Here is a 25121-nt window from a genome sequence, read left to right as displayed (position 1 = left end):
GCCGCCATCGTGCGCGCTGTACGCGCCACGGTACGAAGAATCCGGCCGCCTGGGGACAACCACGACGAGAGAGGCAATCGGGGAGGAACCTTTAACGACGGCCGTCCTCGCCAGCACACAGCGGCGCAGGACGCGACTCACAACCCGCCACCTGGTTCCGCTGAGCCCTCCGCATGGTTCCGCTCCCCAGCAAAAGTAGAAACTTGGGCTTGCATCACGGCGCGGCATCGAGAGAATGGGGGAATGGTCCCGCACGACACTCGCTTTCGCGTGGTTTTTGTGTGCACTGGCAACATCTGCCGCTCCCCGATGGCTGAGATCGTTTTTCGGCACTATGCGCAGCGGGCGGGGCTCGCGCATCGCATCGTGTCCTCAAGCGCCGGAACCGGTGATTGGCACGTCGGGGAACGTGCGGATGACCGCACTCTGGCCGCTTTAGCGGCACGCGGATTCGACGGAACCACGCATCGCGCTCGCCAGTTCACGACAGCGCAACTCCACGACAGCGACCTCATCGTTGCCTTAGATCGCACGCACGAACGCGTGCTGCGCAATTGGGCCACCGAGGAGAGCGACAAAGACAAGGTCGCGCTTTTGCTCGGGTTTGATCCGCATGCAGACGGCGCCGCCGATGTGCCTGACCCGTACTACGCCGGGCAACAAATGTTTGACGACGTGCTGGGTATGATTGAACGTGCGGTGAAAGCGTTGTTTCAACAGCTTGAACCAGCCATCCGACCCTCGGTCTTGAACACGGGAGAATTGCTCTGACTTCCCTGCCGGCACAGCCGCTTAGCCCACTCGACGGACGCTACCGCGCCGCCGTCGCCCCGCTGTCTGACTTCCTCTCTGAGGCAGGTCTCAATCGTGCACGCGTAGAGGTCGAGGTGGAGTGGCTGATCGCCCTCACCGACCGCTCGGTGTTCGGTACGTCGCCGTTGAGCGACGATCACAAGGCGCAGTTGCGCGCTCTCTACCTGGAGTTTGGGCAGGAAGAAATTGATTGGCTCGGCGCAAAGGAAGCCGTCACCCGTCACGATGTGAAGGCTGTCGAATACCTGGTGCGCGACCGTTTGGCGACGCTCGGCCTTGACGCGATCGCTGAGCTCACTCATTTCGCGTGCACGAGTGAAGACATCAACTCGCTGTCGTACGCCCTCACCGTCAAGCGTGCAACGCTCGACGTGTGGTTGCCTGCGCTTCGCCAGGTGATGGCCAAGCTTTCTGACCTTGCTCGCGAGCAGGCCGATGCCCCGATGCTTTCGCGCACCCACGGTCAGCCGGCAACGCCGTCGACCATGGGCAAGGAGCTCGCTGTCTTCGTGTGGCGCCTGGAGCGCGTGGCGAACAAGATCGAGAAGAACGAGTTCCTCGGCAAGTTCTCCGGCGCAACAGGGACGTGGTCGGCACATTTGGCTGCCGACCCTGCGCAGGACTGGCCGAGCATTGCTCGCGAGTTCGTCGAGTCGCTTGGACTGGACTTCAACACCCTGACCACGCAGATCGAGTCGCACGACTGGCAGGTCGAGCTCTACGACCAGATCCGTCACGTCGGCGGCATCCTGCACAACCTGGCGACCGACATCTGGACCTACATCTCGCTCGGCTACTTCGCTCAGATCCCGGTTGCCGGTGCCACCGGCTCGTCCACGATGCCGCACAAGATCAACCCGATCCGTTTCGAGAACGCAGAGGCAAACCTCGAAATCTCGGGTGCCCTGCTGAATTCGCTGTCACAGACGCTCGTCACGAGCCGCCTGCAGCGCGACCTGACCGACTCGTCAACGCAGCGCAACATCGGCGTCGCTTACGGTCACTCGCTGCTCGCCATCGACAACCTGCGCCGCGGCCTTGGTGAGATTCTGCTGGCTCGCGACGTGCTGCTTGCCGACCTCGACGTCAACTGGGAGGTGCTCGGCGAGGCCATCCAGACGGTGGTTCGTGCCGAGGTTGTTGCCGGTCGCTCGACGATCAGTGACCCCTACGCCCTCCTCAAGGAGCTCACCCGCGGCCACAAGGTCGGTGGCGCCGAGCTTCGCGCATTCGTGCAGGGCCTGGAGATTGGTGACGAGGCTAAGGCGCGTCTGATCGCCCTGACCCCCGCGACCTACACGGGTCTCGCCGAGAAGCTCGTCGACGAGATCTAACCGCTCTCGCTAACGCCCCCGCTGGTTCTGCCAGCGGGGGCGTTTCGTTTCACCGTGGTTCCGGAACCATCTCTGCGGGCCGGAATGTTCCGGAGAATGGCAACACGGGCCGCTGGCACAGAATATGGTGCGAGAATAGTGTCGTACACATACGTGCTCCGGGGTCGGTGTAATTCCGAACCGGCGGTGATAGTCCGCGACCCGAGGCCTTTCGAGGCTGAGGTTGACTCGGTGAAATTCCGAGACCGACAGTTAAAGTCTGGATGAGAGAAGCACGAATGCGTTTGTTGTACGGTCTTTGCTGACCGCGACGGCACTCGTATTTCCCCCGGACGCCTGGCTATCCGAAAGGGAAAGACAGTGACTGTCCTGCAATGGTTCATTGACCTCTTCAATTCACAGATCGCGCTGCCTGGTGGGCAGACGCTGAATACGCGCGAAGTCGTCGGCAATATCTTCGGCCTCCTCTCCGCCCTCGGCGCCATGCGCCGCAAGGTGTGGGCGTGGCCCGTCGGCATTATCGGCAACGTGCTCCTGTTCACGGTGTTTATCGCGAGCATCATTGATCCGTCGGCCTCGACGCCCAATCTTTTGGGTCAGGCTGGCCGCCAGATCATGTTCATTACCGTCTCCATTTACGGATGGGTGCGCTGGCGCCAATCCAAGCGCGAGGGCGAGGGCGGATCAGGTGACACCGCGATCGTTCCGCGCTGGGCGGGTTGGCCGGTGCGCATCGGCATGATCGCCTTCATGGCGATCGGAACCGTGGCCCTGACACCGCTCTTCTCCGCTCTCGGCTCCTACGAGCCGGTGTGGGCCGATGCGTGGACCTTCGTGGGCTCACTGCTCGCGACGTTCGCGATGGCGAAGGGCTGGACGGAGTTCTGGCTCGTGTGGGTCGCCGTCGACATTGTGGGTGTTCCCCTGCTGTTCAGCGCTGGATACTTCGCGACCGCGTTTATGTACCTGTTCTACGGGGTCTTCACCGCGATCGGCTTCTTCGTGTGGGCGCGGGCGCAAGCGAAAGAAAAACCCTCGGTTGAGACAGCGCACCTCGACCCCACGGTCACCAAGCCGTAACGACCACATGTGATGTCCCCGGCCCGCTCACGCGGCCCGGGGACATTGCCATTCCACTCACTGGGACACAAAGCGGTCGCTTGGTTGGGCGTCCAGCAAACTGGCGGCAGGACCCCAACGATGTGGAGTGGATTTGAGCACGCTTACCTACGAAGAGACTCGGCACAACGTAACGATTGATGGCGCTGAGTTCTCCTACCACGTTGCCGGTGACGAGTCCCTGCCGACCGTCATCCTGCTGCATGGTTCCGGCCCCGGTGTCTCCAGCTGGTCAAACTTCCAGCACAACCTGCCGGTGCTTTCCCAGAGCTTCCGGGTGTTCATGCCCGATATGCCGGGCTTCGGCAAGAGCGACCTGCCCGAGATCGACGCGATCTACCCCATCTTCACCGCTCGCTGGCTCCTCACGTTCATGGACGCCGTGGGCATTCGCAACGCCAGCCTGGTCGGCAACTCGATGGGTGGCTACGTTGCCGCCGAGACGGCCGCCCTCGCGCCCGAGCGCATCGACCGTATTGCGCTCATGGGGCCGGGTGGGCTCGCGATTTCGCTGTTCAACCAGGACCCGTCCGAGGGTGCCAAGCGTCTTTTCGAATTCCTCGACAACCCGACCCGCGCGGGCATGATCGAGTGGGTCAAGTGCATGGTCTCTGACCACTCCGCGATCACCGACGCCCTCATCGACGAGCGCATGGCCAACGCACTCCAGCCCGGCGCCATCGAACGGGCAAAGACGATTTTCGGCTCGGTATTCAACCCCGAATTTGCCGCGCAGCAACAGCCGCTGTGGCAGCGCGCGTCGACGATTGCTACCCCCACGCTCATCATGTGGGGGCGCGATGACCGCATGCTGCCTTACGAGCAGGCGCACTTCGCTGCCCGCCACATGCCAGACATTGAACTGCACATGTTCTCCCGCTGCGGCCACTGGGCGCAGATCGAGCGCAAGGCCGACTTCGAACGCCTCGTCACCGAATTCTTTACCCGATAGCAAGACCCTCACCGCGCATCAGCGCAATCACACAGGAGAAACAATGAAGAAGAAGATTGGACTCGTCTCAGCAGCGTTGCTCGCCGTGTCGCTTTCGCTCACGGCGTGCGGCGGAACCACGACGCCGAACGCGACGACTGCTCCGTCCGAAAGTGGAGACGCTGGCGCTGGTGCCACCGTCGACACCCTGACGATTGGTTCCAACTACGAGCACGACGGCTTTGACCCGCTGAACCCGCTGTCGGCTTCCGCCAACGGCGAGCGTTTGGTTCCGGTATTTGACACGCTGCTGCGCGTCGACACCAACGGTGACGTTATCGGCCAGCTGGCCGAGGGCATGACGAGCGAAGACGGTAAGGTCTGGACGCTGACGCTCCGCGATGGCGTGAACTTCACCGACGGCACCCCGCTCGACGCTGAGGCCGTCATCTACAACGTTGGTCGCCACAGTGCAGAAGACTCCCCGTCGTCGAGCAAGTACCTGCTTGCTGACGTCACCTCGATGGAGGCTGCAGACGCCAAGACGGTCGTCTTCACGCTGTCGAAGGCAAACTTCTCGTTCCCGTACCTGTTCACGGTTTCAGGTGCTGTCGGCCTCATCGGATCTCCCACCGCTCTGGAAGCAGATGCCGCTGGCTTCAACCGCGCCCCGATCGGTGCCGGCCCGTACATCGTCAAGGAATGGGTTGCTGACGACCACGTCACGATGACCGCGAACCCTGACTACTGGGCTGGCGAGCCTGCCATCAAGACCCTCGAGTACAAGGTGCTGCCTGACCCGCAGTCGCGCGAGAACGCACTCGTGACCGGGCAGATCGACATCACCTCGATCTCGGGCGACTTCCAGAAGGTCGCAAGCGATGAGAACCTCACCGTGCAGACGGACGGTGCCCGCGGTGGTCTCGCACTGCTGCCGAACACCTCGGTTGCTCCGCTCGACGACCCGCGCGTGCGTGAGGCCGTTCAGCTCGCGTTCGACCCGAAGAACTCCAAGGCTGTGCTGTTTGGTTCGGCCGACATCTGGGACGGCAACCTCGGTTGTGTTCCGTTCGGCGCGGGCGACCAGTGCGAGCCGACGTCGGTCAAGCCTGACCTGGAGAAGGCAAAGTCGCTCATCGCGGAATACGCCGCTGAGGGCAACAAGGTCGACATCGAAATTCTCGGCAACACGTTCCAGCAGACGCACGCACAGTACGTTGACCAGGTACTGAAGTCGATCGGCCTGACCTCGACCATCAAGCTGGTCGGCCCTGCTGAGCACATTCCGTCGCTCTACTCGGGTGCATTCCAGCTCGGCATGTGGCAGATGGTTCCGTTCGAGTCGTTTTACCCGCTCGGATACACGATCTTCAGCGGCAACGCTCGCAACGTCATCAAGCAGTCGGACCCGGCATTCGACGCCGCGCTTGAGGCGGGTGTGAACGCACCGACGCTTGACGAGCGCAACGCAGGTCTGCGTGACGTTCAGAAGCTCTGGAACGAGAACGGCTACGTCACGTGGCTCGGCCCGCTGCCGCAGTTCATCGTGACGAACAAGAACGTCGACATGGGCGACGGCTACCTCGGTGGCTTCGCTTTCTACCCCGCAGACATCACCGTCAGCGGTAAGTAATCCTTCGCTGGGCCGGGGTCGGAGGGACCTCCCCGGCCCAGCGAACCCTGAGAAAGGCCGTCCGTGACGCAAAACACGGTGACGATCATGACCGCCAAGCGAGCGCAGTCTCGCCCGGTGCGGTCAAAGCGCGCACTCATCCGCCTCGCACATCTGCTGATCGTGCTGATCGGCGTGACCTTCTTGGTTTCGCTGATGCTCGACCTACTGCCTGGTGACCCCGCCGCTGTCATCGCGGGAGAGCAAGCCACCCCGGAACAGATCGAGATGGTCCGTCGTGATCTCAATCTCGATCAGCCCGTCATCGTGCGCTACTTCCTCTGGATGGGCGACGTTCTGCAGGGCAACTTCGGTATCTCCTACCGCACCAGCCAGCCCGTCGGCGAAGCCATCCTGCAGCGCCTTCCGGTCTCCCTCGAGCTGATGATCATCGCGCAGCTCATCGCCCTGTCTATCGCGGTTCCGGCTGCCGTCTTCGCCGCCTACCGCCCCCGCTCTTTTGTCGGCCGCGTGCTGACCCCGGTCACATCGTTCGCAATTTCGACCCCCGAGTTCGTTTTCGCTCTCGGCCTCATCTACATCGGCTCACTCACCCTCGGCTGGTTCCCGCCCACCGGCTTCACGCCCCTCAGCGACGGCCTCGGCCCGAACCTTCTCACGGTGATCCTGCCTGCCATGGCGATTGCCCTCGAACCGATGGGAGCCTACGCACGCCTGCTTCGTTCTGACATGTCGCGCACCCTGAGCCAAGACTTCATCCTCGCCGCGAAGGCGAAGGGCATGAGCGTCGGCAACCTGCTGTTCCGCCAGGCGTTGCGGCCGTCCTCCCTGTCGCTCGCCACGGTCGCTGGCCTCAACACTGCCCGCCTGCTCGGCAGCGTGGTCGTCATTGAAACACTTTTCGGCATCCCGGGTGTCGGGCGCTTGCTCGTCGAGTCGATCAATAACTCCGACATCATCACGGTGCAGGGTGTGGTGTGCTTCATCGCACTGGTCTACGTGCTGATCAACCTCGTCACCGACCTTCTTTACCCGCTGATCGATCCGAGGGCACGTCATGCTCGTTAAGACTCCGGTGCGCGCTGAAAAGACCCGCACCCGCCGCACCCTGTCTGCCGTCGAAATCATTGCGGCAACATGGGTCATGATTGTGGTTCTCGCCGCGATCCTGGTTGACGTGCTGCCGCTGTGGTCGCCGGAAGAGGCCGACTACACCGCATACATGCAGCCGCCGTCGGCGGCGCACTGGCTGGGAACCGATGAGTTGGGCCGCGACATCCTCTCCCGTCTCGTGCACGGCGCGCGGGTGTCGTGCCTGCTGGCGGCGTCCGCGATTGCAGGCGGGTTGGCGATCGGAACCACGCTGGGCATTCTGGCCGGATACTTCCGCGGGTGGGTGGATACCCTCATCGGCGTTCTCACCGACATTCTGCTCGCCTTCCCCGTGCTGATTCTCATCATGGTGATCGTCGCGGTGCGTGGCGCGAGCCTCGAGGGTCTCGTCATCGGCCTCGCCATCGCCACGGTTCCGGCATTCACCCGAATCGCTCGAGCGCACACCCAAACGTGGGCAAAACGCGAATTTGTCACGGCGTCGATGGGGCTCGGTGCTCGCACGCCTCGCCTGCTGTTCGGCTCGATCCTTCCGGTGATTTTGCAACCCGTGCTGGTGTACAGCCTGATCATGGCGGCCATCTTGATGATCGCCGAGGGCTCATTGAGCTTCCTCGGATACGGCGTGCCGCCGCCCGCGGCGAGCTGGGGAACCATGATCGCGTCTGGCAGGCAGTTCATCGCGCAGGCGCCGTACATCGTCGCTTTCCCCGCGCTCACCCTGATCTGCACGGTCATGGCACTCAACGTGCTCGGTGACCGCCTGGAACGAGGAGGAAAGCGTTCATGACCTCTCCCGCAATTGATACGCTCCAGACGACGAGGGGAACCACGGTGGTGTTGCGGGCGACGGACGTCCGCGTCGACGTTGTTTCGGGTGCCACGCCCCTGCCGATCGTGCGCGGAGTGGATCTCGAACTTGCCGCTGGCGAAGCCCTCGGTCTCGTCGGCGAGTCGGGCTCGGGCAAGTCGGTGCTGTCGCGCAACATGATGGGTCTCAGCTCTGACGATCCCACCATCAGGGTGACCGGTTCCGTTCTCATCGAAAACGACGAGGTCGTTGGAACCTCCAATAAAGCGATGCGTAAGCGCTGGGGTTCGCAAATCTCAATCGTGTTGCAAGATCCGCTCGCATCGCTCAACCCGGTGCGCAAGGTCGGCGTGCAAGTGGCCGAAACGGTTCGCCAACACGACCAGAAGATCAGTAAGGCGCAGGCTCGCGAGCGCGCGGCTGATCTGCTGCGTCAGGTTGGCATTGCCGACCCGGTGCGTCGCCTCGATGTGTACCCGCATGAGATGTCTGGCGGCATGCGCCAGCGCGTCATGATCGCGATTGCGCTGGCGGGTAACCCGCGCGTGCTGATTGCCGATGAGCCAACAACGGCGCTCGACGTCACGGTGCAGGCGCAGATTCTCGATCTGCTTGACGCGCAGCGCGATGAGCGGTCCATGGGTGTCATCCTGGTGACGCACGACCTGTCGTTGGTGGCCAGCCGTACCGACCGCGTTGCCGTGATGTACGGCGGACGCATCGTCGAGCAGGCGCCCACCCGCACGCTGTTCGCTTCCCCCGCAATGCCGTATACGCGCGCGTTGCTTGATGCCGTACCGCCGATGAGCGGCCCCACGCACGTCACGCTTGCCGCAATTCCCGGCGCTCCGCCGACGCCAAGCGCCGACGCGGTCGGATGCCGCTTTGCCGCGCGGTGCGCTCTTGCCACCGACATTTGCCGCGAGATCGAGCCCGACCTATTGCCTGTGCACGACGATCCTGAGCACCTCGCTCGCTGCCACTACCCGCTCGCCTTCATCGGAGGTTCCGAATGACCGACGTCGTTCTCGATGTTCAGGGCCTTGCCGTCGACTATTCCGGACTTCGTGCCGTCGACGGCGTCTCCTTCCAATTGCACGCAGACGAAACGATCGGTGTGGTCGGCGAATCGGGTTGTGGAAAGAGCTCAATGGGCCGCGCGCTCGTGCACATGCCGGGGCCGTCCGCCGGCACCGTGACGTACCGCGGCACCAATATGGCCACGCTCACCGCGAGCGAACTGCGCCGCGCGCGCCTCGACATTCAAATGGTCTTCCAAGACCCACGGTCGTCGTTGCACCCGCTGTGGACGATTGAACAGATCGTGTCAGAGCCGCTGCGCATCTGGAAGATCGGAACCAAGGCAGAGCGTCGCGAAAAGGTGCGCGAAATGCTGATCGCCGTTGGCCTCGACCCCGAGGTGCACGGGCCGCGTCGGCCCAGCGAACTCTCCGGTGGTCAGTGCCAGCGCGTCGCGATCGCCAGGGCCCTCGTGGCGGGCGCACGCGTGCTGGTGTGTGACGAGCCGATCTCATCGCTCGACGTATCGCTTCGTGCGACAGTGCTGAATCTTCTCGAAGAGCTCAAGGTTAAGCTCGGTCTCTCCATCGTCTTCATTGCGCACGACCTCGCCGTGGTGCGCAACGTGTCTGATCGCATTCTGGTGATGTACCTCGGCACCGTGGTCGAGGCAGGCCCCGCCGCTGAGGTCTTTGACAACCCGCAACACCCCTACACCCGGGCCCTGATTGCGTCAGTGCCGACGGTGGACGCGGACGATTCTGGACCGGCCGCGATTGTCGGTGAGCCGCCTTCGCCCCTCGATGTTCCCAGCGGCTGCCGGTTCCGCGCCCGTTGCCCGTTTGCGCAAGACATCTGCGCAGAAGTCGCGCCTGAACCGACGATTGTCGGCGAGAACCACGTCGCAAACTGTCACTTCGTCGGAGGAGAACTTTCGCTTCAGCGCGTTGCATAGTAAGTTGAGCAAACGCTCGCTTGGCTGGAGTACAACGATGTCCGAAACCGCACCGGTGTCAATGGTCGACCGCGTCGTGCTCATTCTCGAGGCTTTCCAGCGCGGTTCCGCAACTCTTTCGCTCGCCGACATTGCCGAGGTCACGCGCCTGCCACGCTCCAGTACGCACCGCATTGTGCAGCAGCTGTTGGCCGCGCGTTGGCTTGATCGGTGCGAAGGCGGGTATCGGCTTGGCCTCGGCATCTTTGAGCTCGGTTCGCTCGTCGCCGACCGCAACCGAATCGTCACGGCTGCGCGCCCCTTCATGCAGCAGCTCTCCGCCGGGCGCTATGTCGTTCACGTCGGCATGCGGGATGATCGCGACGTGGTGTACCTCGACAAGGTGGGCGGCCCGTTCGCAGGCAAACTCCCCTCGCGTATCGGCGGGCGGCTCCCCGCGCACTGCACGGGTGTCGGCAAGGCGATCCTCGCGTACTCGGAGCCTGAGGTGGTGGACGCGTACTTTTCTGGCGGCCTCGAGGCTCGCACACCACACTCACTCGCTGATCCGACACTTTTGCGCTCTGCACTTCGAAAGATTCGGGCAGTCGGCCTTGCCTTTGACCTCTCCGAGGCTGTCGAAGGTGTGGAGTGCGTTGCGGCACCACTCTTTGACACCAACGGGGTGTGCGCCGCAATCAGCGTGAGCGGGCCGACCGGCCACGTTGATCAACAACTGCTTGGACGCAGCGTACGCATGGCAGCAATCGCGATCTCACGCCGGCTCGGCGGCGCCCACTTCGCAATTCGTTCCGCGTAGCGAACCGCCCAGCCGCCTCGTCCCGGTCACCGGAACGCGATATCGCCCCGGGTATCCTCGCCCTGCACGATGGGCACATGATCACTGCCGACCATCGCGCCGCCCTGGCCGACGCCCTGTGGGCTGCCGCCAGCACGCAAACGCCGATCCCGCCGATCGCACCCCACCTGCCTGAGCTTGAACTCGCCGACGCCTACGCGATCCAGCAAATCAACATCGCGCGTCAGGTTGACGCTGGCGCCCGTCTCGTCGGTCACAAGCTGGGACTGACGTCTCCCGTGATGCAGCAGATGATGGGCGTCAACACCCCCGACTTTGGTCACCTGCTCGACACCATGATGTTTGATGCCTCAGCTCCGGTGAGCCTTGATAGTTTCATCCAGCCACGCGTTGAGCTCGAGCTCGCTTTCGTCCTCGCGCGCCCGCTGAGCGGTGCAGACACAACCGCCGCTGATGTGATCGCCGCAACCGATCACGTGGTTGCGTGCCTTGAGCTCATCGACAGTCGTATCGAAGACTGGAAGATCGGACTGCTCGACACGGTCGCCGACAACGCCTCGTCGGCCGGTGTGCTGCTCGGCACCGAGCGCTTCAGCGCCGATGATCCCCTCGTCACCGACTGCCAGGCGCGACTGGAGATCAATGGAGTCGAGGTGGCTACCGGGTCTTCCGCCGATGTCATCGGCGCTCCTGCCGGTGCCGTTGCCTGGCTCGTGCGCCAGTTCGCCGAGTTCGGCACGACGCTCGACGCAGGCAGCGTCGTGCTCAGCGGTTCGTGCACTCGCGCCATTGACGTCGCCCCAGGCGACAACGTTGTCGGACGGTTCGCGGGCCTCGGCTCGATCGCCGTTCAGTTTGAAGGAAAGGGACACTCATGACGGTCACCGCCGCCATCGTCGGGTCAGGCAACATTGGCACTGACTTGCTGTACAAGTTGTTGCGCTCGCCCCTCATCGAACCCAAGTGGATGATCGGCGTCGACCCCGAAAGTGAGGGTCTGCGCCGCGCCGCCGATGCCGGCCTCACGGTCTCGGCCGAGGGCGTTGATTGGCTGCTCGCCCAGGATGAAAAGCCGGACATCGTGTTCGAAGCAACGAGCGCGTACGCGCATCGTGAGAACGCACCGCGCTACGCCGAGCACGGTATTGCTGCGGTCGATCTCACCCCCGCTGCCGTCGGCCCTGCCGTGGTTCCGGCTGTCAATGTTGACGAGCACCGCACCGCACCGAACGTCTCGCTGATCACATGCGGTGGCCAGGCCACCATCCCGATCGTCGCGGCCATCAGCGCGGTCACCGAGGTTCCGTACGCCGAAATCGTGGCATCGGTGGCTTCTCCCTCCGCTGGCCCAGGCACGCGCGCCAACATCGATGAGTTCACCCGCACCACGTCACGTGGCATCGAGGAGATCGGCGGCGCGCAGCGCGGCAAAGCGATCATCATCATGAACCCAGCGGAACCACCGATGCTGATGCAGGACACCGTCTTTGCGCAGGTGCCTGACGACGTTGATAAGGACGCGGTTCGCCAGGCGATCCTTGACCGTGTGGCCGAAGTTGCGGAGTATGTTCCGGGCTACCGGTTGCGTGCCGAACCACAGTTCTTTGACGCGAGCGCCGAGACGCGCTCCCCCGCCCGCGTTGCGGTCTTCCTCGAGGTCGAGGGAGCAGGAGACTTCCTGCCGCCGTACGCAGGCAACCTCGACATCATGACGGCAGCTGCCACGCGAGCCGGCGAATCTATCGCCCAGCGCATTCTTGACGAACGGAGCAACTGATGCCCTTTAGCGCTGATCTCGACTTCCGGATCACCGACTCTTCCCTCCGCGACGGTTCGCACGCCGTACGGCACCGCTTCACGCACCAAAACGTTCGCGACGTCGTCGGCGGACTCGATGCCGCTGGCGTGCCCGTCATCGAAGTAAGCCACGGTGACGGCCTCGGCGGCTCATCGTTCAACTACGGCTTTGGCGCCGAGTACGACCTCGACCTGATCTCGACGGCGGTGGAGACCGCGAAGCGGGCGAAGATCGCCTTCCTGATGCTGCCCGGCCTGGGCGTAAAGGACGACATTTCAGCGGCAGCCGACCGGGGTGCGCGCGTCGCACGTATCGCGACGCACGCGACCGAGGCTGACGTATCGATTCAGCATTTCGGTCTCGCCCGCGACAAGGGCCTTGAGACGGTCGGCTTTTTGATGATGTCGCACTCGGTGACGCCCGAAAAGCTTGCCGAGCAGGCCCGCATCATGGCCGACGCCGGGTGCCAGTGCGTGTACGTCGTTGACTCTGCAGGAGCGCTCGTACTCGAAGAGGTCTCGGACCGCGTGAGCGCGCTCGTGGCTGAGCTCGGCAACGACGCGCAGGTGGGCTTCCACGGCCACGAGAACCTGGCGCTTGCCGTCGCGAACTCGATCATCGCTGTTCGCGCTGGCGCGGTACAGATCGACGCGTGCACGCGCCGCCTCGGCGCAGGTGCAGGTAATACACCGACCGAAGCCCTCGCCGTGGTCGCCGAGCGTCTCGGCTACCGCACGGGCGTTGACCCGATCGCTGCCATCGACGTGGCTGAAGACATTGTGCGTCCCATCATGGACACCGAATGCACGCTGGATCGCATGTCACTGACGATGGGCTACGCCGGGGTGTACTCCAGCTTCCTGCGTCACGCGCAGATTCAAGCGGAGCGCTACCAGGTTCCTGGTGCCCTCATTCTGCGAGAAGCAGGCCGACGTCGTCTCGTGGGCGGTCAGGAAGACCAGCTCATCGAGATTGCCGCGTCACTTGCCGCGGCTCGCGTCTGAGCCAGACCACAAGCAAACGGGCCGCGTGCTGATGCACGCGGCCCGTTTCGCAATTCTGCTTACTTGTCGTCGTTGTCGAGCAACACCGGACGGTCGATCTGCTTCTTGACGTCGTCGGGGTTGACCGCGAGCAACAACATCGACAGCACCAACAGCACCACGATGAAGGTGGAACCGGTCATCACCAGGGTGAGGGTCCAGACGTTCTCGCCCTGGAAGAGTCCGGAGGACATGGCGGTGATGAACCCGGCAAAGAGAGCGGCACCGAATGCCAGGCCAAGCAGCTGAACCGGGCGCATCAGCTCGCGACGCGAAGTCTTCTTATCGGTCATGACGAAACCTCCTGCGCAGGCGCAAGGTCCGGTGCGTCCGCGTCGTTCTTGGGTGAGAACCCGGCAATGCCGAGAAACACAGCAATGATGGCTGCATAGCCACCGAAAACTCCGACAGCAATCGTGATGCCGGTAAGAGTGCCGCCCTCATTGATCGTCTCGTTAAAGTACTCGAGGGCAAATGTGGGCTGAATAAGCGCAATCGCGGCGAGAAGAACGGTCGTGATGATTGCAACGCCGAGCGAGTCTTTTGCTTCAGCGGCATAGGCGCCCCGACGCTCGTGCAGCGCCCACCAGCCTTCGACGATCGCCGTAAGCGCCGCCCAAATGATGACCACGATAAAGAACATGGTCGTGGTGCGCGCCATCGGCGAGGAGGCGATGATGCCAGCGCTGCCGTTGATGAGGGCGAGCAGAATCGGAACCGCGCGGCGGCCGGCTGGATACACCAGCCACGCGGAAAGACCCCACACCAGGCCTGTGGCAACGGCGAATCCGCTGAAGGCGGCGAGGCCAATTGTTGCGGAGTGGTCACTCGTAAACGTGATCATCACCGCAGCCATCGCGGCGAAAAGGGCACGCGCGAGCTGAAGGTGACGCACAGTGAACGTCGGAATCTTGGCGGCAGGCATGTGTCCTCACAATTTCGCGGTGGTTCCAGTCTACCCGCGCGCTCTCTCAACGCTCGCCTGGCAGACAAAGACGGACTCCCCCCGAAAATGTCCTCCGAAAGGGGGACAGACACAGAGCGAGAAGGCTCCGTAAGTTGGATGTGGGGGATCAACCGACGCGGTGACCCGGCCTTATGGCTGGGCACCGCGTCAGTCCGTTTCGGGCCTGTTCTGCGGTGTGGCGCGGGGCACTCAGGGCTATCCCGGAAATATCCCCCACATTGCTGAGACATTTGGGCGCGACCGAACGCACTCCTGTTAGATGGACACTGTGCGAACTCGCCGCACGCTGACTTCGGAGCCAAGGACACACTCATGCGCACCACACGATTTCTTCTCGCCGCGGCGGCAACGGCCGCGCTCGTACTCCCCCTTGCTGCCTGCTCTGGTGGCACAGACGGTGACGGAAGGCTGAAGTGGGAGGACTCCCCGCTCGCTGAATATTGGAACGCCGGATACGACCCGAACCAGACCGAAGAAGAAATGCAGGCCGAGTTCGACGCGCAAAACACGAAGCGCGAAGAACTCATTGCGCAGTGCATGGTCGACGAAGGGTTCGAGTACACGCCCGCCACCGACACCGGCGCCATGATCTCCTTCGGCGACGACGTTGAGTGGGAACCAGACAAGAAGGAATGGGTTGAGAAGTACGGCTACGGCATCATCAACGACCCATACAACGCGCAAGCGGAGCAAGAGCCCCAGCCGGAGCCGTCCGAATGGATTGACCCCAACCAGGACTACCTGGACACCCTGTCGCCCTCTGAGCAAGAGGCCTTCTACGAAGCCCTGTACGGTTCGTCATATTCGATGACGCCGGAAGAGGCCGAGGACATGAACTCGGACGAACCCGTTGAGTACGACTGGACCCAATACGGGTGCCAGGGCTTCGCCGACAACGAGGTGTACGGCTCCTCCAACGACGTCTACACGCAGTTCGACGATCTCACTACGCGCATGAGCGAGCTCTACGAGAAGATGGAAGAGTCACCCGAGGTCGTCGAGCTCGACGCCAAATGGTCCGCCTGCATGGCAGACGCCGGTTTTGATTTCGGCAAGATGATGGACGCCCAGCAGGGCTTCTACGACGAGGTCAACAAGATCTACGAAAACATGACCGAGGAAGACTGGGAGACCGGCACGGACCCGATGAAGTCCCCGGAAGCACAGGAAATCGGCGAGCGCGAAATCAAGACCGCTCTTGCAGACCTGGAGTGCCGCTCGAAGACGAACTACAACGATGCACGCATGACGATTCAGTTCAAGCTTGAAGAGCAGTTCGTGAAGGAAAACAAGAAGGAACTCGACGAGTTCAAGGCGGCGCAGGAACAGGCCAACAAGGGCTAACGGACTGTCAGCAGCTTGACTGCTAGCGCATGGCCGACAACAAGAACGAACTCGAAGAGTTCAACGCAGCTCAAGAACAGGTTGACAAGGGATGACCCCGAAGGATCGCACAGACAGCTCTGACCTTGGTGGGGCTGACGGCTCCGACGAAGAGACGGCAGTCATCGCTGAGCTCGAAGACGACGCGCCTCGCCAGGAAGTTCTCGAGTTCGACGACCTCGGTGACGCTGACGGTACGGGTAAGGGGAAGAAGGGCGCAGGCTGGAGCCGCGTCTTCCGCGGAAACAAGGGGCTGTGGGTCAGCGCCGTAATCGCGATCGTCGCGCTCATCGGCGGCCTTCTGATCGGTCACTTCATCACATCACCTGCTGACGCCGCCAACAATGCGAAGGCACCAGACCCCGGCCTCATCACGGTTCCGGTCGAGTATGGCAAGCTCTCCAACGACGTCACGATCCGCTCGGACATCAGTTTTGCCGACTCCGTTGACGTCAAACTGGACACCTCATCGTTCAGCGGTGGAGCCATCGTCACCGGCCAGGTTCCGGCTGTTGGTGCTGAGCTCAAGCCGCTGTCGATCGTGGCCGAGATTTCAGGACGCCCGGTCTTCGTGTTGCCAGGAGATCTGCCTTCCTACCGCACATTGCGCATTGGTGTCTCCGGACCAGACGTTCTCCAGCTCAAGCAGGCGCTGGCGTCGCTCGGCATTGCCGCAGGCGACGTCGCCAACAATGTGTTCGACCAAGCGCTCGCTGATGGCATCGCGGCCCTGTATGCGCAGGTCGGCTATCCGTTGCCCCCGAACGAGGAGGGCGCTGACGAGAACTTCCGCGCCGCGCAACAGGCCGTCACCGATGCCCAGACCAACGTCAACCAGGCGCAGTCCGCATACGACAACGCCGCGTCTGGCACGGTCGACCCGGTAGCGCTTAAGCAGGCTGACAACGCGGTGGCTGAAGCACAGCGCGCTGTCGACGATGCCGAGAAGGCTGACCCCTACAATGCCTCCGCCGTCGCCAGCGCCAAAGACAACCTCGCGCTCCAACAGCTCATCCGCGACCAACTCTTTGCCGATCCCGATGCCTCCAATGAGTGGGCGGCGCTGGAGTCAGCTCGTTCGGGTCTGACCTCCGCGCAGGAGTCGCTGGCCGATGCCCGCGAGGCCATCCAGCCGTACCTGCCGTCAAGCGAAGTTCTCTACCTGACTCAGCTGCCACGCCTGGTGAACGCCGTCAACATTGCCCGTGGTTCCGCCCCCGAGGGCGTCGCCATGTCAGTGTCAGGCGCGTCCCTCGAGCTTTCTGGTTCCGTTGCCGCCGCTGACGGCAAGCTTCTGACCGTCGGAACCGTCGCTACGTTTGCGATGCCTGATGACTCTGAGCACACCGCGACGATCACCAAGGTTGAGCCTGGCAAGAATGCGACGGATCGCTGGGCGGTGACGTTGGAGCCAGCGCCATTTACGCCTGAGCAGATTCAGCAGGTGCAGGGCAGTAACGTGCGCGTGCAGATTCCGGTCGGCGCGACAGAGGGCGACGTGCTGTCGGTTCCGCCGTCGGCGCTCACGGCTGGCCCCGGTGGTGAAAGCCGCGTCGAGGTGGCCGTTGGGGATCCCCGCGACGGCGACAAGGCTGAGACGCGTCTCGTGACCGTGGAGACGGGGCTCGCCGCTGGCGGGTACGTCGAGGTGAAGCCGATCAAGGGTGAGCTCGAAAAGGGCGATCTCGTTGTGGTGGGTTCATGACCGACCCCGTCGTCGAGATTCGTGACGTCACCCGGTCTTTTCCCGGACCACCTGAAGTTCAAGCATTGAAGGGCATCAACCTCACGATCGAGGCCGGTGACTACGTCGGCATCGTCGGGCCCAGTGGTTCCGGAAAGTCCACGATGCTCAACATTCTGGGCCTACTGGATCGTCCGACCGTCGGGGAGTACAAGCTCTCCGGCGCCCTGACGAGCAACCTCTCAGAAGACGACCGTGCCGCGGCCCGCGCACGCTTTATTGGTTTCGTTTTCCAGTCGTTTCACCTCATGCCCAGGCGAACGGTGCTCGATAACGTGCTGATGCCGATGCTCTACAGCGGCATCCCCCGCCGCGAGCGCGATGGCCTCGCGCGCGAAGCGCTGAATCGCGTAGGGCTGAGCCACCGTGTCGATTTCTTGCCTGGTTCGCTCTCCGGTGGTGAGCGTCAGCGCGTTGCCGTGGCGCGTGCCGTCGTGTCGCGACCCAAGCTACTGCTGGCCGATGAGCCCACCGGAAACCTCGACCAGCGCACGTCTGGCGAAGTGATGGAGCTGTTCGAAGAGCTCAATGCCGATGGCCTGACGCTCGTCATCATCACGCACGATCAGCACGTCGCTGACCGTGCTCGTCGTCGCATTGAAATCCGCGATGGCCGACTCACGGAGCTGGACTGATGTGGCCGTTTAAGCGCAACAAGCGCGACAAGAAGGGCACAAGCACGGAACCATTGGCTGAGTTGGAAACGACGGTGCAGTTGCTGACGCCGGTGAAGCGCGCGGATCGCTTTACCTTCCAAGACCTCGTGGTGGAGGCGACGACCGATATTGGGTCGCGCCCCGCTCGTCTGTTTATGACGACGCTTGGCACGGTGCTCGGTATTGGTTCGTTGGTGGCGACGCTGGCGTTTGCGCAGACGGCGGCAAACCAGATCGCGACGCAGTTCAACGCGGCTGCAGCGACGCAGGTGATCGTGACGCCGGGTGAAGCGAGCCGTGGCCAGTCGACGATCGCGACGGGCACGCTGCCGTGGGATTCTCCCTCGCGCGTGCAGACGCTTGTCGGCGTTACCGGCGCTGCTTTGACTGCCGACGTTGAGGGCATTACCGACGTCACCGCGGTTCCGATCAACGACCCCTCGATCGCGGCTAAGACACCGCCCGGCGTGACGGCCGCATCGAGCGAGCTCCTTTCTGTGCTGGGTGGCTCGTTGCAGACCGGACGCATGTTTGACGAGGGGCATGATGCTCGCGGCGATCGCGTCGCCGTCTTGGGTAAGAACGCGGCAACGCGTCTCGGCGTGACCCGCGTCGAGACCCAGCCGTCGATTTTCATTGACGGCATCGCGTACAGCGTGATCGGCATTGTCGATGCCCTGGACTCCCGCGCGTCACTGCTGGAGACCGTGTGGATTCCGATGGGCGCGGCGCGGGATGACTTCCGCCTTGTCGCACCCACGCAATTGCAGATCAAGATTGACTACGGTGCCGGCCCCGTCGTCGCAAAACAGGCGCCCATCGCGCTCGCCCCGGAAAAGCCAGACTCGTATGAGGTGAAAGCGCCCCAGGGCGCGAGCGACCTGAGCAGCAACGTGCAGGCCGACATCAACATCGTCTTCCTGATTCTCGGCGCTATTTCGTTGCTCGCGGGTGGTCTCGGTATTGCCAACGTGACGCTGCTCAGCGTGATGGAGCGCACGGGTGAAATCGGGTTGCGGCGGGCGCTCGGGGCAACCCGCAGACAGATCGCCGGGCAGTTCTTGGTGGAGTCGATCGTGATCGGTCTGCTGGGTGGGTTAATCGGCGCGGCGCTCGGTGTCATCGGCGTGGTCGTTGTGGCGGTAACGCAGGGCTGGACGCCCGTGGTGAACCCGGTCGTCGCGATCGTCGGCGCGTTGCTTGGTGCGGTCGTTGGTTGGGCGTCTGGATGGTATCCGGCCCGCCGCGCCGCCAAGATCGAACCCGTCGAAGCGCTCCGCGCCAACTAAGGCTTGCCGGGCTTCCGCTTCCCACACTCCGCACGTCCTGGTTCCCGCTCCCCCCGCTCCCCGCACGTCCTGGTTCCGCTCTCCGCACGTTCCGGTTCCGCAGCTCCCCCCGCGAGGAGAAGAGATGCGTGAGGGCGGGGGTCAGAGCGTGATGAGTGCGAAGTAAGCGGCGAAGAGGAGCACCGGAACCACGCCGCGAGCGCGGGTGGTCTTGCCGCCCCAGAACGCCAAGATCGTCGCGAGCACCATGGCGATCATGAGCAGGAGCTGCGTCGCATCGGGCGCGAGCGTGATGGTAGACCCGGTAACTTCCCCAATCACGAGCACCACCGGAATCGTGAGACCCACCGTCGACACGAGTGCCCCAAGGCACAGGTTGACGACGCGCTGAACCTCGCCAGCGCGAGCCGCCCGCAGCGTCGTGATGGTCTCGGGCGTGAACACGATGAAGGCGATCACCACGCCAGACAGCGCGAGCGGCGCCCCGGCTTCGGTGAACGCGGTGTCCATGAGCGTCGACATGTCGTGGCTCATGATCACGATCGGAACCGCGGTGGCAATCAGCAGCAGCGTGCGCGCCCACAGCTCAGCCCCGTGGTTCCGCACCACGTCGCGAACGTCGCGGTGCTCGTCGGTTGCCGCATCGTTCTCGCGGTAGTCAGCGGCACGCGGGCCCATCTGGCGAACCAGGAACAGGCCGTAACCGACGATCGCCACGGCGGCCACGATGAACGCGAGCGGACCGGTGTAGGTGCCGGCCGGAAGGAAGAACGGAACCACGAAGGCAATGGCGGCGAGGGCGATGATCATTACGAGGTAACTCGTGGTGCCAGGGCGGTTGACGATGCTTTCACGGCGCGGTGCGATCAGGAGTGAGACACCGACGACGAGGCCCAGGATGATCATCGTGACGGCCATCACGGAGTCCCGCGCGATCGTCGCGTGTTCACCGGGACCGAGCAGCACCGACGCGATAAGGATCACCTCAACCAGCACGATCGAGATCGTCAGGATGAGCGAGCCATACGGATCACCGAGTTTGTGGGCGAGCGCCTCGGCCTGAGCGACGACGCCGAAGGCGGCGACCAGGATGACGGCGACAACCGCGGCGAGCGCGAGCCACGTGATGAGGGGTTCTGCGGCACCGATCGCGTCAGAAAATACCATGAGCGCGACAACGCCGATCCAGCCCAGGAGAAGGCTGACGGTGGCTGCGGGAGTGAGAACAGCGCGAAGAACAGACATGCGGGTCTTTCGTGCGGCCGTCCGCTGGTGATGAAGGCGAGGCCGGTCGTCCGGGCGCCTGCGATGGTGCAATTCTATCGTTCGGGTGGAGCGCCTTGCTGTGCGCGAGCGGTTAGCGGGCGGTCGCCACCCACAGACGGCCGGAACCGGTGACGGCGACGTCGGCAGCATCCGACAGGAAGTGCGTGGTGCCGCGGGCAAGCAGGTGATCGGAACCATCGAGCGTGATGGTGAAGTCGCCATCGGTGACGACAAAAATCGCGGCACTGGGCACGGTGATCTGGGCGTCGGCGGTGACCTCCCACAGCTCGAACGGCACGCCCTCACCGGACGCCACGGTAGACGGACGATACGCGCGTACTCCTGCCGCCAGGTCGATGGGCGCCAATCGTGGATCGACCGACTCTTCAAAAACGAGGGTGTTCATGAGCTCGACCGTGTCGACGTGCTTCGGGGTGAGACCGCCTCGCAGCACGTTGTCGCTCGGACCCATGAGTTCCATGCCGCTGCCCTGCAGATAGGCGTGCACGTTGCCCGCAGGCAACCAGAGGCTCTCGCCTGCCTGGAGCGTGACGTGATTGAGGAGCAGGGCGAACGGTAGGCCGTTGTCGTTCGGGAAAGCCAGCTGCACGACGGAGATGACCGGCGCGATCGTGGGGTCGGCGACGTCAGCGCTGACCAGCGCGGCGACAAGTGCGGCCACATTCTCGTGACCGGAAAGCGTGAAGGCGACTGCCTCACGCAATCCGCGCGTGACCAGCAAATCTCTAAACGCGAGGATTGGTTCCGGAGCCTCAGCAACTGCGGCGAGGCGCGTCAGACGCTCGGCGGTCTGATCGATCGGGCGAAAACCACACAGCGCCTGGAACCCATCGTCGAGGGCAACGATGAGCTCGGGCTTTGCATACGGGTCTTTGTAGTTGCGGTTGAACGCGGCGCGGTCAATGCCTGCCGCTTCTTCGCGCGCAAAGCCTGCTGCAGCTTGCGCGGGGTTGGGGTGTGCTTGCAACGACAACGGCTTGGAGGCCGTCAGGACCTTCAGCAGGTACGGCAGCGTGGTTCCGCTCTGCGTCTCCCACGTGTCAAGCGCAGTAAAGGCTTCGGGTGAGACGGGGCGCGAGGGCGAACTCGGGTGCGCGCCCAGCCACAGCTCCGCCTGAGTGTCGGTCGTGTCTGGCCACCCTAGGGCGCGCGAAACGCCGCCAGGCATTCCCCAGGCGTAGGGCTGGACATCGTTTTCGATCGGGATCAAGCGCACGGCACACACCCCTCCATTCTGCCCCGCGACCGGGATATCGGTTAATGGTGCGCCGTTCGCGCCGCGAGCTAGAATCAGCCCGTGACTGCCGCCGAGCTTGTCGATGCCATTCGAGTGTCGCTGCGGGATGCCGCCAACCCGCTCCTCGCGCCCGGACAGCAGGCGTATATGAAGTCGGCGATGCCCTTTCTCGGCGTCAAGGTTCCGACTGTTCGCGCCCTCACAAAGCAAGCGGCGCGCGGATCTGGTGATGCCGATGAGCTGCGGGAGGTCGCGCAAACCCTGTGGCGCGAAGCGACGAATCGGGAGGAGCGCTATGCCGCGACCACGATCCTGTCGCTGCGGCCGCTGCGGGCGCGCCTGGACATGCTCGATCTGTACGAGGAGATGATTCGGGTCGGCGCCTGGTGGGATCTGGTTGATGAGGTCTCCGCGCGTCTTGGCGAGGTGTTGATCGCTCATCCAGTCGAAGTCACTCAACTGATGCTCATCTGGAGTGCGGATGACGACGTGTGGATTCGACGGGCCAGCATCATCTGTCAGTTGCGTCGCAAGCACGACACCGATCGAGAGCTGCTGAGCATTGCGATCGAATCAAACATCGACGACACCGAGTTCTTCATTCGAAAGGCGATCGGCTGGGCGCTGCGCGAATACGGCAAGACCGATGCACACTGGGTGCGCGCGTTTGTTGATGCCCACCCGGAACTCAGCGGCCTGTCGAAGCGCGAAGCGCTGAAGCATTTGTCATGAGGGCGCTGGGGGTCGGCGCTGGGCGTCTGTGATCGGGCCGCTTCACGCCTGTTATTGCGGTGTGACGGTCTCTGAAATTGCGGAGTGGGGCGCCGAGTAAACGGCGACCCCCCACTCCGGCGCCCAATGCGGTGTCGTTCCACACGAACAACATCGCCATCGAGCACAGCATCACGGGCTGCGCACGAGGCGCACACACGATGCCCTTTCCCACCCACCAAGGGAAGGTCTGCGGTGATGTCACCATCACATCACGAATCGTGCGGCCGTGTGGCGCTTTTCGCGCGACGTTACGCGCTGAATCACCCACATTCGCGCTTACGCAACCCCCTGGTTCCGCTCATCCTCCGCAGCGTGAGTACTGCCGAAAGTTGGCAGTTTCGCCGCTCTCGTCTTCGTGGTAGACCGGGTAGCGTGCGACACTCTCTGCAACCGTGACGGGATGTTCGATGGAGAACGACATGAGTTCAACGCAGACAGCAGGAACCGCTTACCGCGCCGCTTTCGACCGCAGCGTGCAGGATCCGGAGGCCTATTGGCTGGAGGCAGCGCAGGCCATCGACTGGTACCGCGAGCCGACCCGCGCCTTCGATGCCTCATCAGGGCCGTACGGGCGCTGGTATCCGGATGGCGAGCTCAACACGAGCTACAACGCGCTTGACCGGCACGTGCTGGCCGGGCACGGCGACCGGGTCGCGCTGATCTACGACTCCCCCGTCGTCGGCAAGGTGCGTGAATACACGTACGAGAACCTGCTCAGCCGCGTCGCGCGGTTCAGCCACGTGCTCGCCGACGCCGGCGTTGCCAAGGGTGACCGCGTCATCATTTACATGCCGATGATTCCGCAGGCGGTCGTCGCCATGCTGGCATGCGCCCGCCTCGGCGCGGTGCACTCGGTGGTGTTTGGTGGTTTCGCCGCGAAAGAGCTCAAGGTTCGCATCGATGACGCGAAGCCCAAGGTGATCATTACCGCGTCTGGTGGTATCGAGCCGAACCGTGTGGTCGAGTACCTGCCCACGATTCGTGATGCCGTCGAAATGGCGGAACATCGTGTCGAGACGGTCGTCGTGAAAGACCGCCCAGAGATTCCTGGTTCCGCTGCCGACTACGACGGAACCACCCCTGGTACGCAGTGGTGGGACTGGGCGAGCCGCTCGATTCCGACGACGCCGTACCCGGCAATTCCGGTGCGCGCGACTGATCCGCTGTACGTGCTGTACACCTCAGGAACCACGGGCATCCCGAAGGGCGTGGTGCGTGACAATGGCGGGCACGCCGTGGCGTTGGCGTGGTCGATGAAGAACATCTTCAACATTCAGCCGGGCGACGTCATGTTTACCGCGAGTGATGTCGGCTGGGTCGTTGGTCACAGCTACATTGTGTACGCGCCGCTGCTGGCGGGTGCGACGACGATTATGTATGAGGGCAAGCCCGTCGGCACCCCCGATGCGGGTGCGTTCTGGCGCGTGGTTGAGCAGCACAAGGTTTCAGCCCTGTTCACAGCGCCCACGGCTTTGCGCGCGATTCGCCGCGTCGACCCCAACGCTGAGCTGGCGGCAACGCGTGACCTGTCGAGTCTGCGCACGTTCTTCCTCGCAGGCGAGCGCCTGGACCCGGAGACGTGGCAGTGGGCCTCCGATATCGTCGGCAAGCCCGTTGTGGACAACTGGTGGCAGACCGAGACCGGTTGGCCGATCTGCGCCAACCACCAGGGCCTCGACCCGATGCCACTGAAGCCGGGCTCCCCCTCGGTGCCGGTTCCGGGCTTCAACGTCGAGGTGTTGGATTCGGATGGCAAGCCGGTGCCTGCCGGCGAAGAGGGCAACATTGCGATCAAACTCCCGTTGCCTCCCGGCGCCTTGTCGACGCTGTGGGGAACGGGGGAATCGGGCGCCGAGCGCTTCGCTTCGTCGTACACAAACGCATTCCCCGGCTATTACGCGACGGGTGACAGCGGCTTCCTTGACGATGAGGGTTACCTCTACGTCATGGGTCGCGCCGACGACGTGATCAACGTGGCAGGGCACCGCTTGTCGACCGGAACCATGGAGCAGTCACTGCTGGAGCACGCGGCTCTCGCCGAGTGCGCGGTTGTGGGCGCCGCCGATGAACTAAAGGGCCAGGTGCCTGTCGGCTTCGTTGTGATGAAGGCTGGCGTCGACATAAGCGAGGAAGACCTGAAAAAGGAACTTGTCGCTCAGGTGCGTGCCGACATTGGTGCTGTTGCCGCTTTCCGCGACGTTGTCGTGGTTCCGCGTCTTCCCAAGACCCGCTCGGGCAAGGTGCTGCGCAAGACGATCCGCGAAATTGTGGATGGCAAGGCTGATGTCATGATTCCGGCGACGATTGAAGAGCCGGCCGTGATCACAGACATTCGCGCTGCCGCTGAGCGACTGAACGCGGGGCGTAGCTAGCGTTCGGGTGCTCTAGCTTTCGGGCGCTTTAGCTTTCGGGTGC

23 protein-coding genes and 1 riboswitch are annotated in these 25121 nt (G+C 63.3%); of the genes, 19 read left to right on the top strand and 4 right to left on the bottom strand.

What is annotated here, in order from left to right:
- The first annotated feature begins 243 nt into the window (after positions 1-243).
- The 13 genes from KTJ77_RS00240 to dmpG all read left to right on the top strand — a co-directional run bounded on the left by KTJ77_RS00240 (position 244) and on the right by dmpG (position 13330).
- Positions 244-771 carry a low molecular weight protein-tyrosine-phosphatase gene (locus tag KTJ77_RS00240; protein WP_217336529.1) on the top strand — a complete coding sequence of 176 codons (528 nt, stop codon included), beginning with the start codon at positions 244-246 and terminating at the stop codon, positions 769-771.
- Complete coding sequence (gene purB / locus KTJ77_RS00235; protein ID WP_217338261.1) at positions 768-2147, top strand: adenylosuccinate lyase; 1380 nt, start codon at positions 768-770, stop codon at positions 2145-2147. The genes KTJ77_RS00240 and purB overlap by 4 nt, the downstream gene beginning before the upstream one ends.
- A gap of 150 nt (positions 2148-2297) precedes the next feature.
- Positions 2298-2426, top strand: a riboswitch (FMN riboswitch).
- 81 nt (positions 2427-2507) lie between these two features.
- The gene (gene pnuC / locus KTJ77_RS00230) at positions 2508-3227 is read left to right on the top strand and encodes a nicotinamide riboside transporter PnuC (protein ID WP_217336528.1); all 720 of its coding nucleotides are present in this window, start codon (positions 2508-2510) and stop codon (positions 3225-3227) included.
- A 133-nt stretch (positions 3228-3360) separates the two neighbouring features.
- A complete protein-coding gene (locus tag KTJ77_RS00225) occupies positions 3361-4218 on the top strand; it encodes an alpha/beta fold hydrolase (RefSeq protein WP_217336527.1) in 858 nt (285 codons plus the stop codon).
- 43 nt (positions 4219-4261) lie between these two features.
- Positions 4262-5830: an ABC transporter substrate-binding protein gene (locus KTJ77_RS00220; RefSeq protein ID WP_217336526.1), complete on the top strand. Its 1569-nt coding sequence runs from the start codon at positions 4262-4264 to the stop codon at positions 5828-5830.
- A gap of 63 nt (positions 5831-5893) precedes the next feature.
- The gene (locus KTJ77_RS00215; RefSeq protein ID WP_217336525.1) at positions 5894-6898 is read left to right on the top strand and encodes an ABC transporter permease; all 1005 of its coding nucleotides are present in this window, start codon (positions 5894-5896) and stop codon (positions 6896-6898) included.
- The gene (locus KTJ77_RS00210; RefSeq protein ID WP_217336524.1) at positions 6888-7733 is read left to right on the top strand and encodes an ABC transporter permease; all 846 of its coding nucleotides are present in this window, start codon (positions 6888-6890) and stop codon (positions 7731-7733) included. The genes KTJ77_RS00215 and KTJ77_RS00210 overlap by 11 nt, the downstream gene beginning before the upstream one ends.
- Positions 7730-8770 (top strand): ABC transporter ATP-binding protein, encoded by a 1041-nt coding sequence (locus KTJ77_RS00205; RefSeq protein WP_217336523.1) that lies wholly within the window; start codon positions 7730-7732, stop codon positions 8768-8770. Before KTJ77_RS00210 ends, KTJ77_RS00205 begins: the two co-directional genes overlap by 4 nt.
- The gene (locus tag KTJ77_RS00200; RefSeq protein ID WP_217336522.1) at positions 8767-9729 is read left to right on the top strand and encodes an ABC transporter ATP-binding protein; all 963 of its coding nucleotides are present in this window, start codon (positions 8767-8769) and stop codon (positions 9727-9729) included. Before KTJ77_RS00205 ends, KTJ77_RS00200 begins: the two co-directional genes overlap by 4 nt.
- Before the next feature lie 37 nt (positions 9730-9766).
- Positions 9767-10528 carry an IclR family transcriptional regulator gene (locus KTJ77_RS00195; RefSeq protein WP_217336521.1) on the top strand — a complete coding sequence of 254 codons (762 nt, stop codon included), beginning with the start codon at positions 9767-9769 and terminating at the stop codon, positions 10526-10528.
- Positions 10529-10605: 77 nt separating this feature from the next.
- Positions 10606-11406: a 2-keto-4-pentenoate hydratase gene (locus KTJ77_RS00190; RefSeq protein WP_217336520.1), complete on the top strand. Its 801-nt coding sequence runs from the start codon at positions 10606-10608 to the stop codon at positions 11404-11406.
- Positions 11403-12305, top strand: a complete 903-nt coding sequence (locus KTJ77_RS00185) for an acetaldehyde dehydrogenase (acetylating) (RefSeq protein WP_217336519.1) — start codon at positions 11403-11405, stop codon at positions 12303-12305. The genes KTJ77_RS00190 and KTJ77_RS00185 overlap by 4 nt, the downstream gene beginning before the upstream one ends.
- The gene (dmpG, locus tag KTJ77_RS00180) at positions 12305-13330 is read left to right on the top strand and encodes a 4-hydroxy-2-oxovalerate aldolase (RefSeq protein ID WP_217336518.1); all 1026 of its coding nucleotides are present in this window, start codon (positions 12305-12307) and stop codon (positions 13328-13330) included. Before KTJ77_RS00185 ends, dmpG begins: the two co-directional genes overlap by 1 nt.
- A 59-nt stretch (positions 13331-13389) precedes the next feature.
- Here dmpG and KTJ77_RS00175 read toward each other — a convergent pair whose 3' ends face one another.
- Entirely contained in the window at positions 13390-13662 is a 273-nt protein-coding gene (locus KTJ77_RS00175; protein ID WP_217336517.1) for an amino acid transporter, read from the bottom strand.
- The gene (locus KTJ77_RS00170) at positions 13659-14294 is read right to left on the bottom strand and encodes an acyl-CoA synthetase (protein ID WP_217336516.1); all 636 of its coding nucleotides are present in this window, start codon (positions 14292-14294) and stop codon (positions 13659-13661) included. The genes KTJ77_RS00175 and KTJ77_RS00170 overlap by 4 nt, the downstream gene beginning before the upstream one ends.
- A gap of 354 nt (positions 14295-14648) precedes the next feature.
- On the opposite strand from KTJ77_RS00170, the gene KTJ77_RS00165 reads away from it, so the two are divergent.
- From KTJ77_RS00165 to KTJ77_RS00150, 4 genes are all read left to right on the top strand, one after another.
- Positions 14649-15680: a hypothetical protein gene (locus KTJ77_RS00165; RefSeq protein ID WP_217336515.1), complete on the top strand. Its 1032-nt coding sequence runs from the start codon at positions 14649-14651 to the stop codon at positions 15678-15680.
- Between the two features lie 91 nt (positions 15681-15771).
- Positions 15772-17424, top strand: a complete 1653-nt coding sequence (locus KTJ77_RS00160) for a hypothetical protein (RefSeq protein WP_217336514.1) — start codon at positions 15772-15774, stop codon at positions 17422-17424.
- The gene (locus KTJ77_RS00155; protein ID WP_217336513.1) at positions 17421-18098 is read left to right on the top strand and encodes an ABC transporter ATP-binding protein; all 678 of its coding nucleotides are present in this window, start codon (positions 17421-17423) and stop codon (positions 18096-18098) included. The genes KTJ77_RS00160 and KTJ77_RS00155 overlap by 4 nt, the downstream gene beginning before the upstream one ends.
- Positions 18098-19408: an ABC transporter permease gene (locus tag KTJ77_RS00150; protein ID WP_217336512.1), complete on the top strand. Its 1311-nt coding sequence runs from the start codon at positions 18098-18100 to the stop codon at positions 19406-19408. The genes KTJ77_RS00155 and KTJ77_RS00150 overlap by 1 nt, the downstream gene beginning before the upstream one ends.
- 141 nt (positions 19409-19549) lie before the next feature.
- On the opposite strand, the gene KTJ77_RS00145 is transcribed toward KTJ77_RS00150, so the two are convergent.
- The gene (locus KTJ77_RS00145) at positions 19550-20653 is read right to left on the bottom strand and encodes a calcium:proton antiporter (RefSeq protein WP_217336511.1); all 1104 of its coding nucleotides are present in this window, start codon (positions 20651-20653) and stop codon (positions 19550-19552) included.
- Positions 20654-20765: 112 nt separating this feature from the next.
- Positions 20766-21911 (bottom strand): mannose-6-phosphate isomerase, class I, encoded by a 1146-nt coding sequence (gene manA, locus KTJ77_RS00140; RefSeq protein ID WP_217336510.1) that lies wholly within the window; start codon positions 21909-21911, stop codon positions 20766-20768.
- 81 nt (positions 21912-21992) lie between these two features.
- On the opposite strand from manA, the gene KTJ77_RS00135 reads away from it, so the two are divergent.
- Together KTJ77_RS00135 and KTJ77_RS00130 are read left to right on the top strand one after the other, a co-directional pair.
- Positions 21993-22664 (top strand): DNA alkylation repair protein, encoded by a 672-nt coding sequence (locus KTJ77_RS00135; protein WP_217336509.1) that lies wholly within the window; start codon positions 21993-21995, stop codon positions 22662-22664.
- A 461-nt stretch (positions 22665-23125) separates the two neighbouring features.
- Positions 23126-25078, top strand: a complete 1953-nt coding sequence (locus KTJ77_RS00130) for an AMP-binding protein (protein ID WP_217336508.1) — start codon at positions 23126-23128, stop codon at positions 25076-25078.
- The last annotated feature ends 43 nt before the right edge of the window (positions 25079-25121 follow it).

It is taken from the genome of Microbacterium sp. NC79 (genome assembly GCF_019061125.1).
Taxonomy (GTDB): domain Bacteria; phylum Actinomycetota; class Actinomycetes; order Actinomycetales; family Microbacteriaceae; genus Microbacterium.
The sequence above is the reverse complement of the archived record's forward strand: the minus strand, read 5'-3'. Positions and strand labels throughout refer to the sequence as shown.

Bases quoted from the DNA above. Each gene is read 5' to 3' on its own strand.
- KTJ77_RS00240 (WP_217336529.1), top strand. From the start codon at position 244: ATGGTCCCGCACGACACTCGCTTTCGCGTGGTTTTTGTGTGCACTGGC.
- KTJ77_RS00220 (WP_217336526.1), top strand. From the start codon at position 4,262: ATGAAGAAGAAGATTGGACTCGTCTCAGCAGCGTTGCTCGCCGTGTCG.
- KTJ77_RS00210 (WP_217336524.1), top strand. From the start codon at position 6,888: ATGCTCGTTAAGACTCCGGTGCGCGCTGAAAAGACCCGCACCCGCCGC.
- KTJ77_RS00205 (WP_217336523.1), top strand. From the start codon at position 7,730: ATGACCTCTCCCGCAATTGATACGCTCCAGACGACGAGGGGAACCACG.
- KTJ77_RS00200 (WP_217336522.1), top strand. From the start codon at position 8,767: ATGACCGACGTCGTTCTCGATGTTCAGGGCCTTGCCGTCGACTATTCC.
- KTJ77_RS00195 (WP_217336521.1), top strand. From the start codon at position 9,767: ATGTCCGAAACCGCACCGGTGTCAATGGTCGACCGCGTCGTGCTCATT.
- KTJ77_RS00190 (WP_217336520.1), top strand. From the start codon at position 10,606: ATGATCACTGCCGACCATCGCGCCGCCCTGGCCGACGCCCTGTGGGCT.
- KTJ77_RS00185 (WP_217336519.1), top strand. From the start codon at position 11,403: ATGACGGTCACCGCCGCCATCGTCGGGTCAGGCAACATTGGCACTGAC.
- dmpG (WP_217336518.1), top strand. From the start codon at position 12,305: ATGCCCTTTAGCGCTGATCTCGACTTCCGGATCACCGACTCTTCCCTC.
- KTJ77_RS00175 (WP_217336517.1), bottom strand. From the start codon at position 13,662: ATGACCGATAAGAAGACTTCGCGTCGCGAGCTGATGCGCCCGGTTCAG.
- KTJ77_RS00170 (WP_217336516.1), bottom strand. From the start codon at position 14,294: ATGCCTGCCGCCAAGATTCCGACGTTCACTGTGCGTCACCTTCAGCTC.
- KTJ77_RS00165 (WP_217336515.1), top strand. From the start codon at position 14,649: ATGCGCACCACACGATTTCTTCTCGCCGCGGCGGCAACGGCCGCGCTC.
- KTJ77_RS00160 (WP_217336514.1), top strand. From the start codon at position 15,772: ATGACCCCGAAGGATCGCACAGACAGCTCTGACCTTGGTGGGGCTGAC.
- KTJ77_RS00155 (WP_217336513.1), top strand. From the start codon at position 17,421: ATGACCGACCCCGTCGTCGAGATTCGTGACGTCACCCGGTCTTTTCCC.
- KTJ77_RS00150 (WP_217336512.1), top strand. From the start codon at position 18,098: ATGTGGCCGTTTAAGCGCAACAAGCGCGACAAGAAGGGCACAAGCACG.
- KTJ77_RS00145 (WP_217336511.1), bottom strand. From the start codon at position 20,653: ATGTCTGTTCTTCGCGCTGTTCTCACTCCCGCAGCCACCGTCAGCCTT.
- KTJ77_RS00130 (WP_217336508.1), top strand. From the start codon at position 23,126: ATGAGTTCAACGCAGACAGCAGGAACCGCTTACCGCGCCGCTTTCGAC.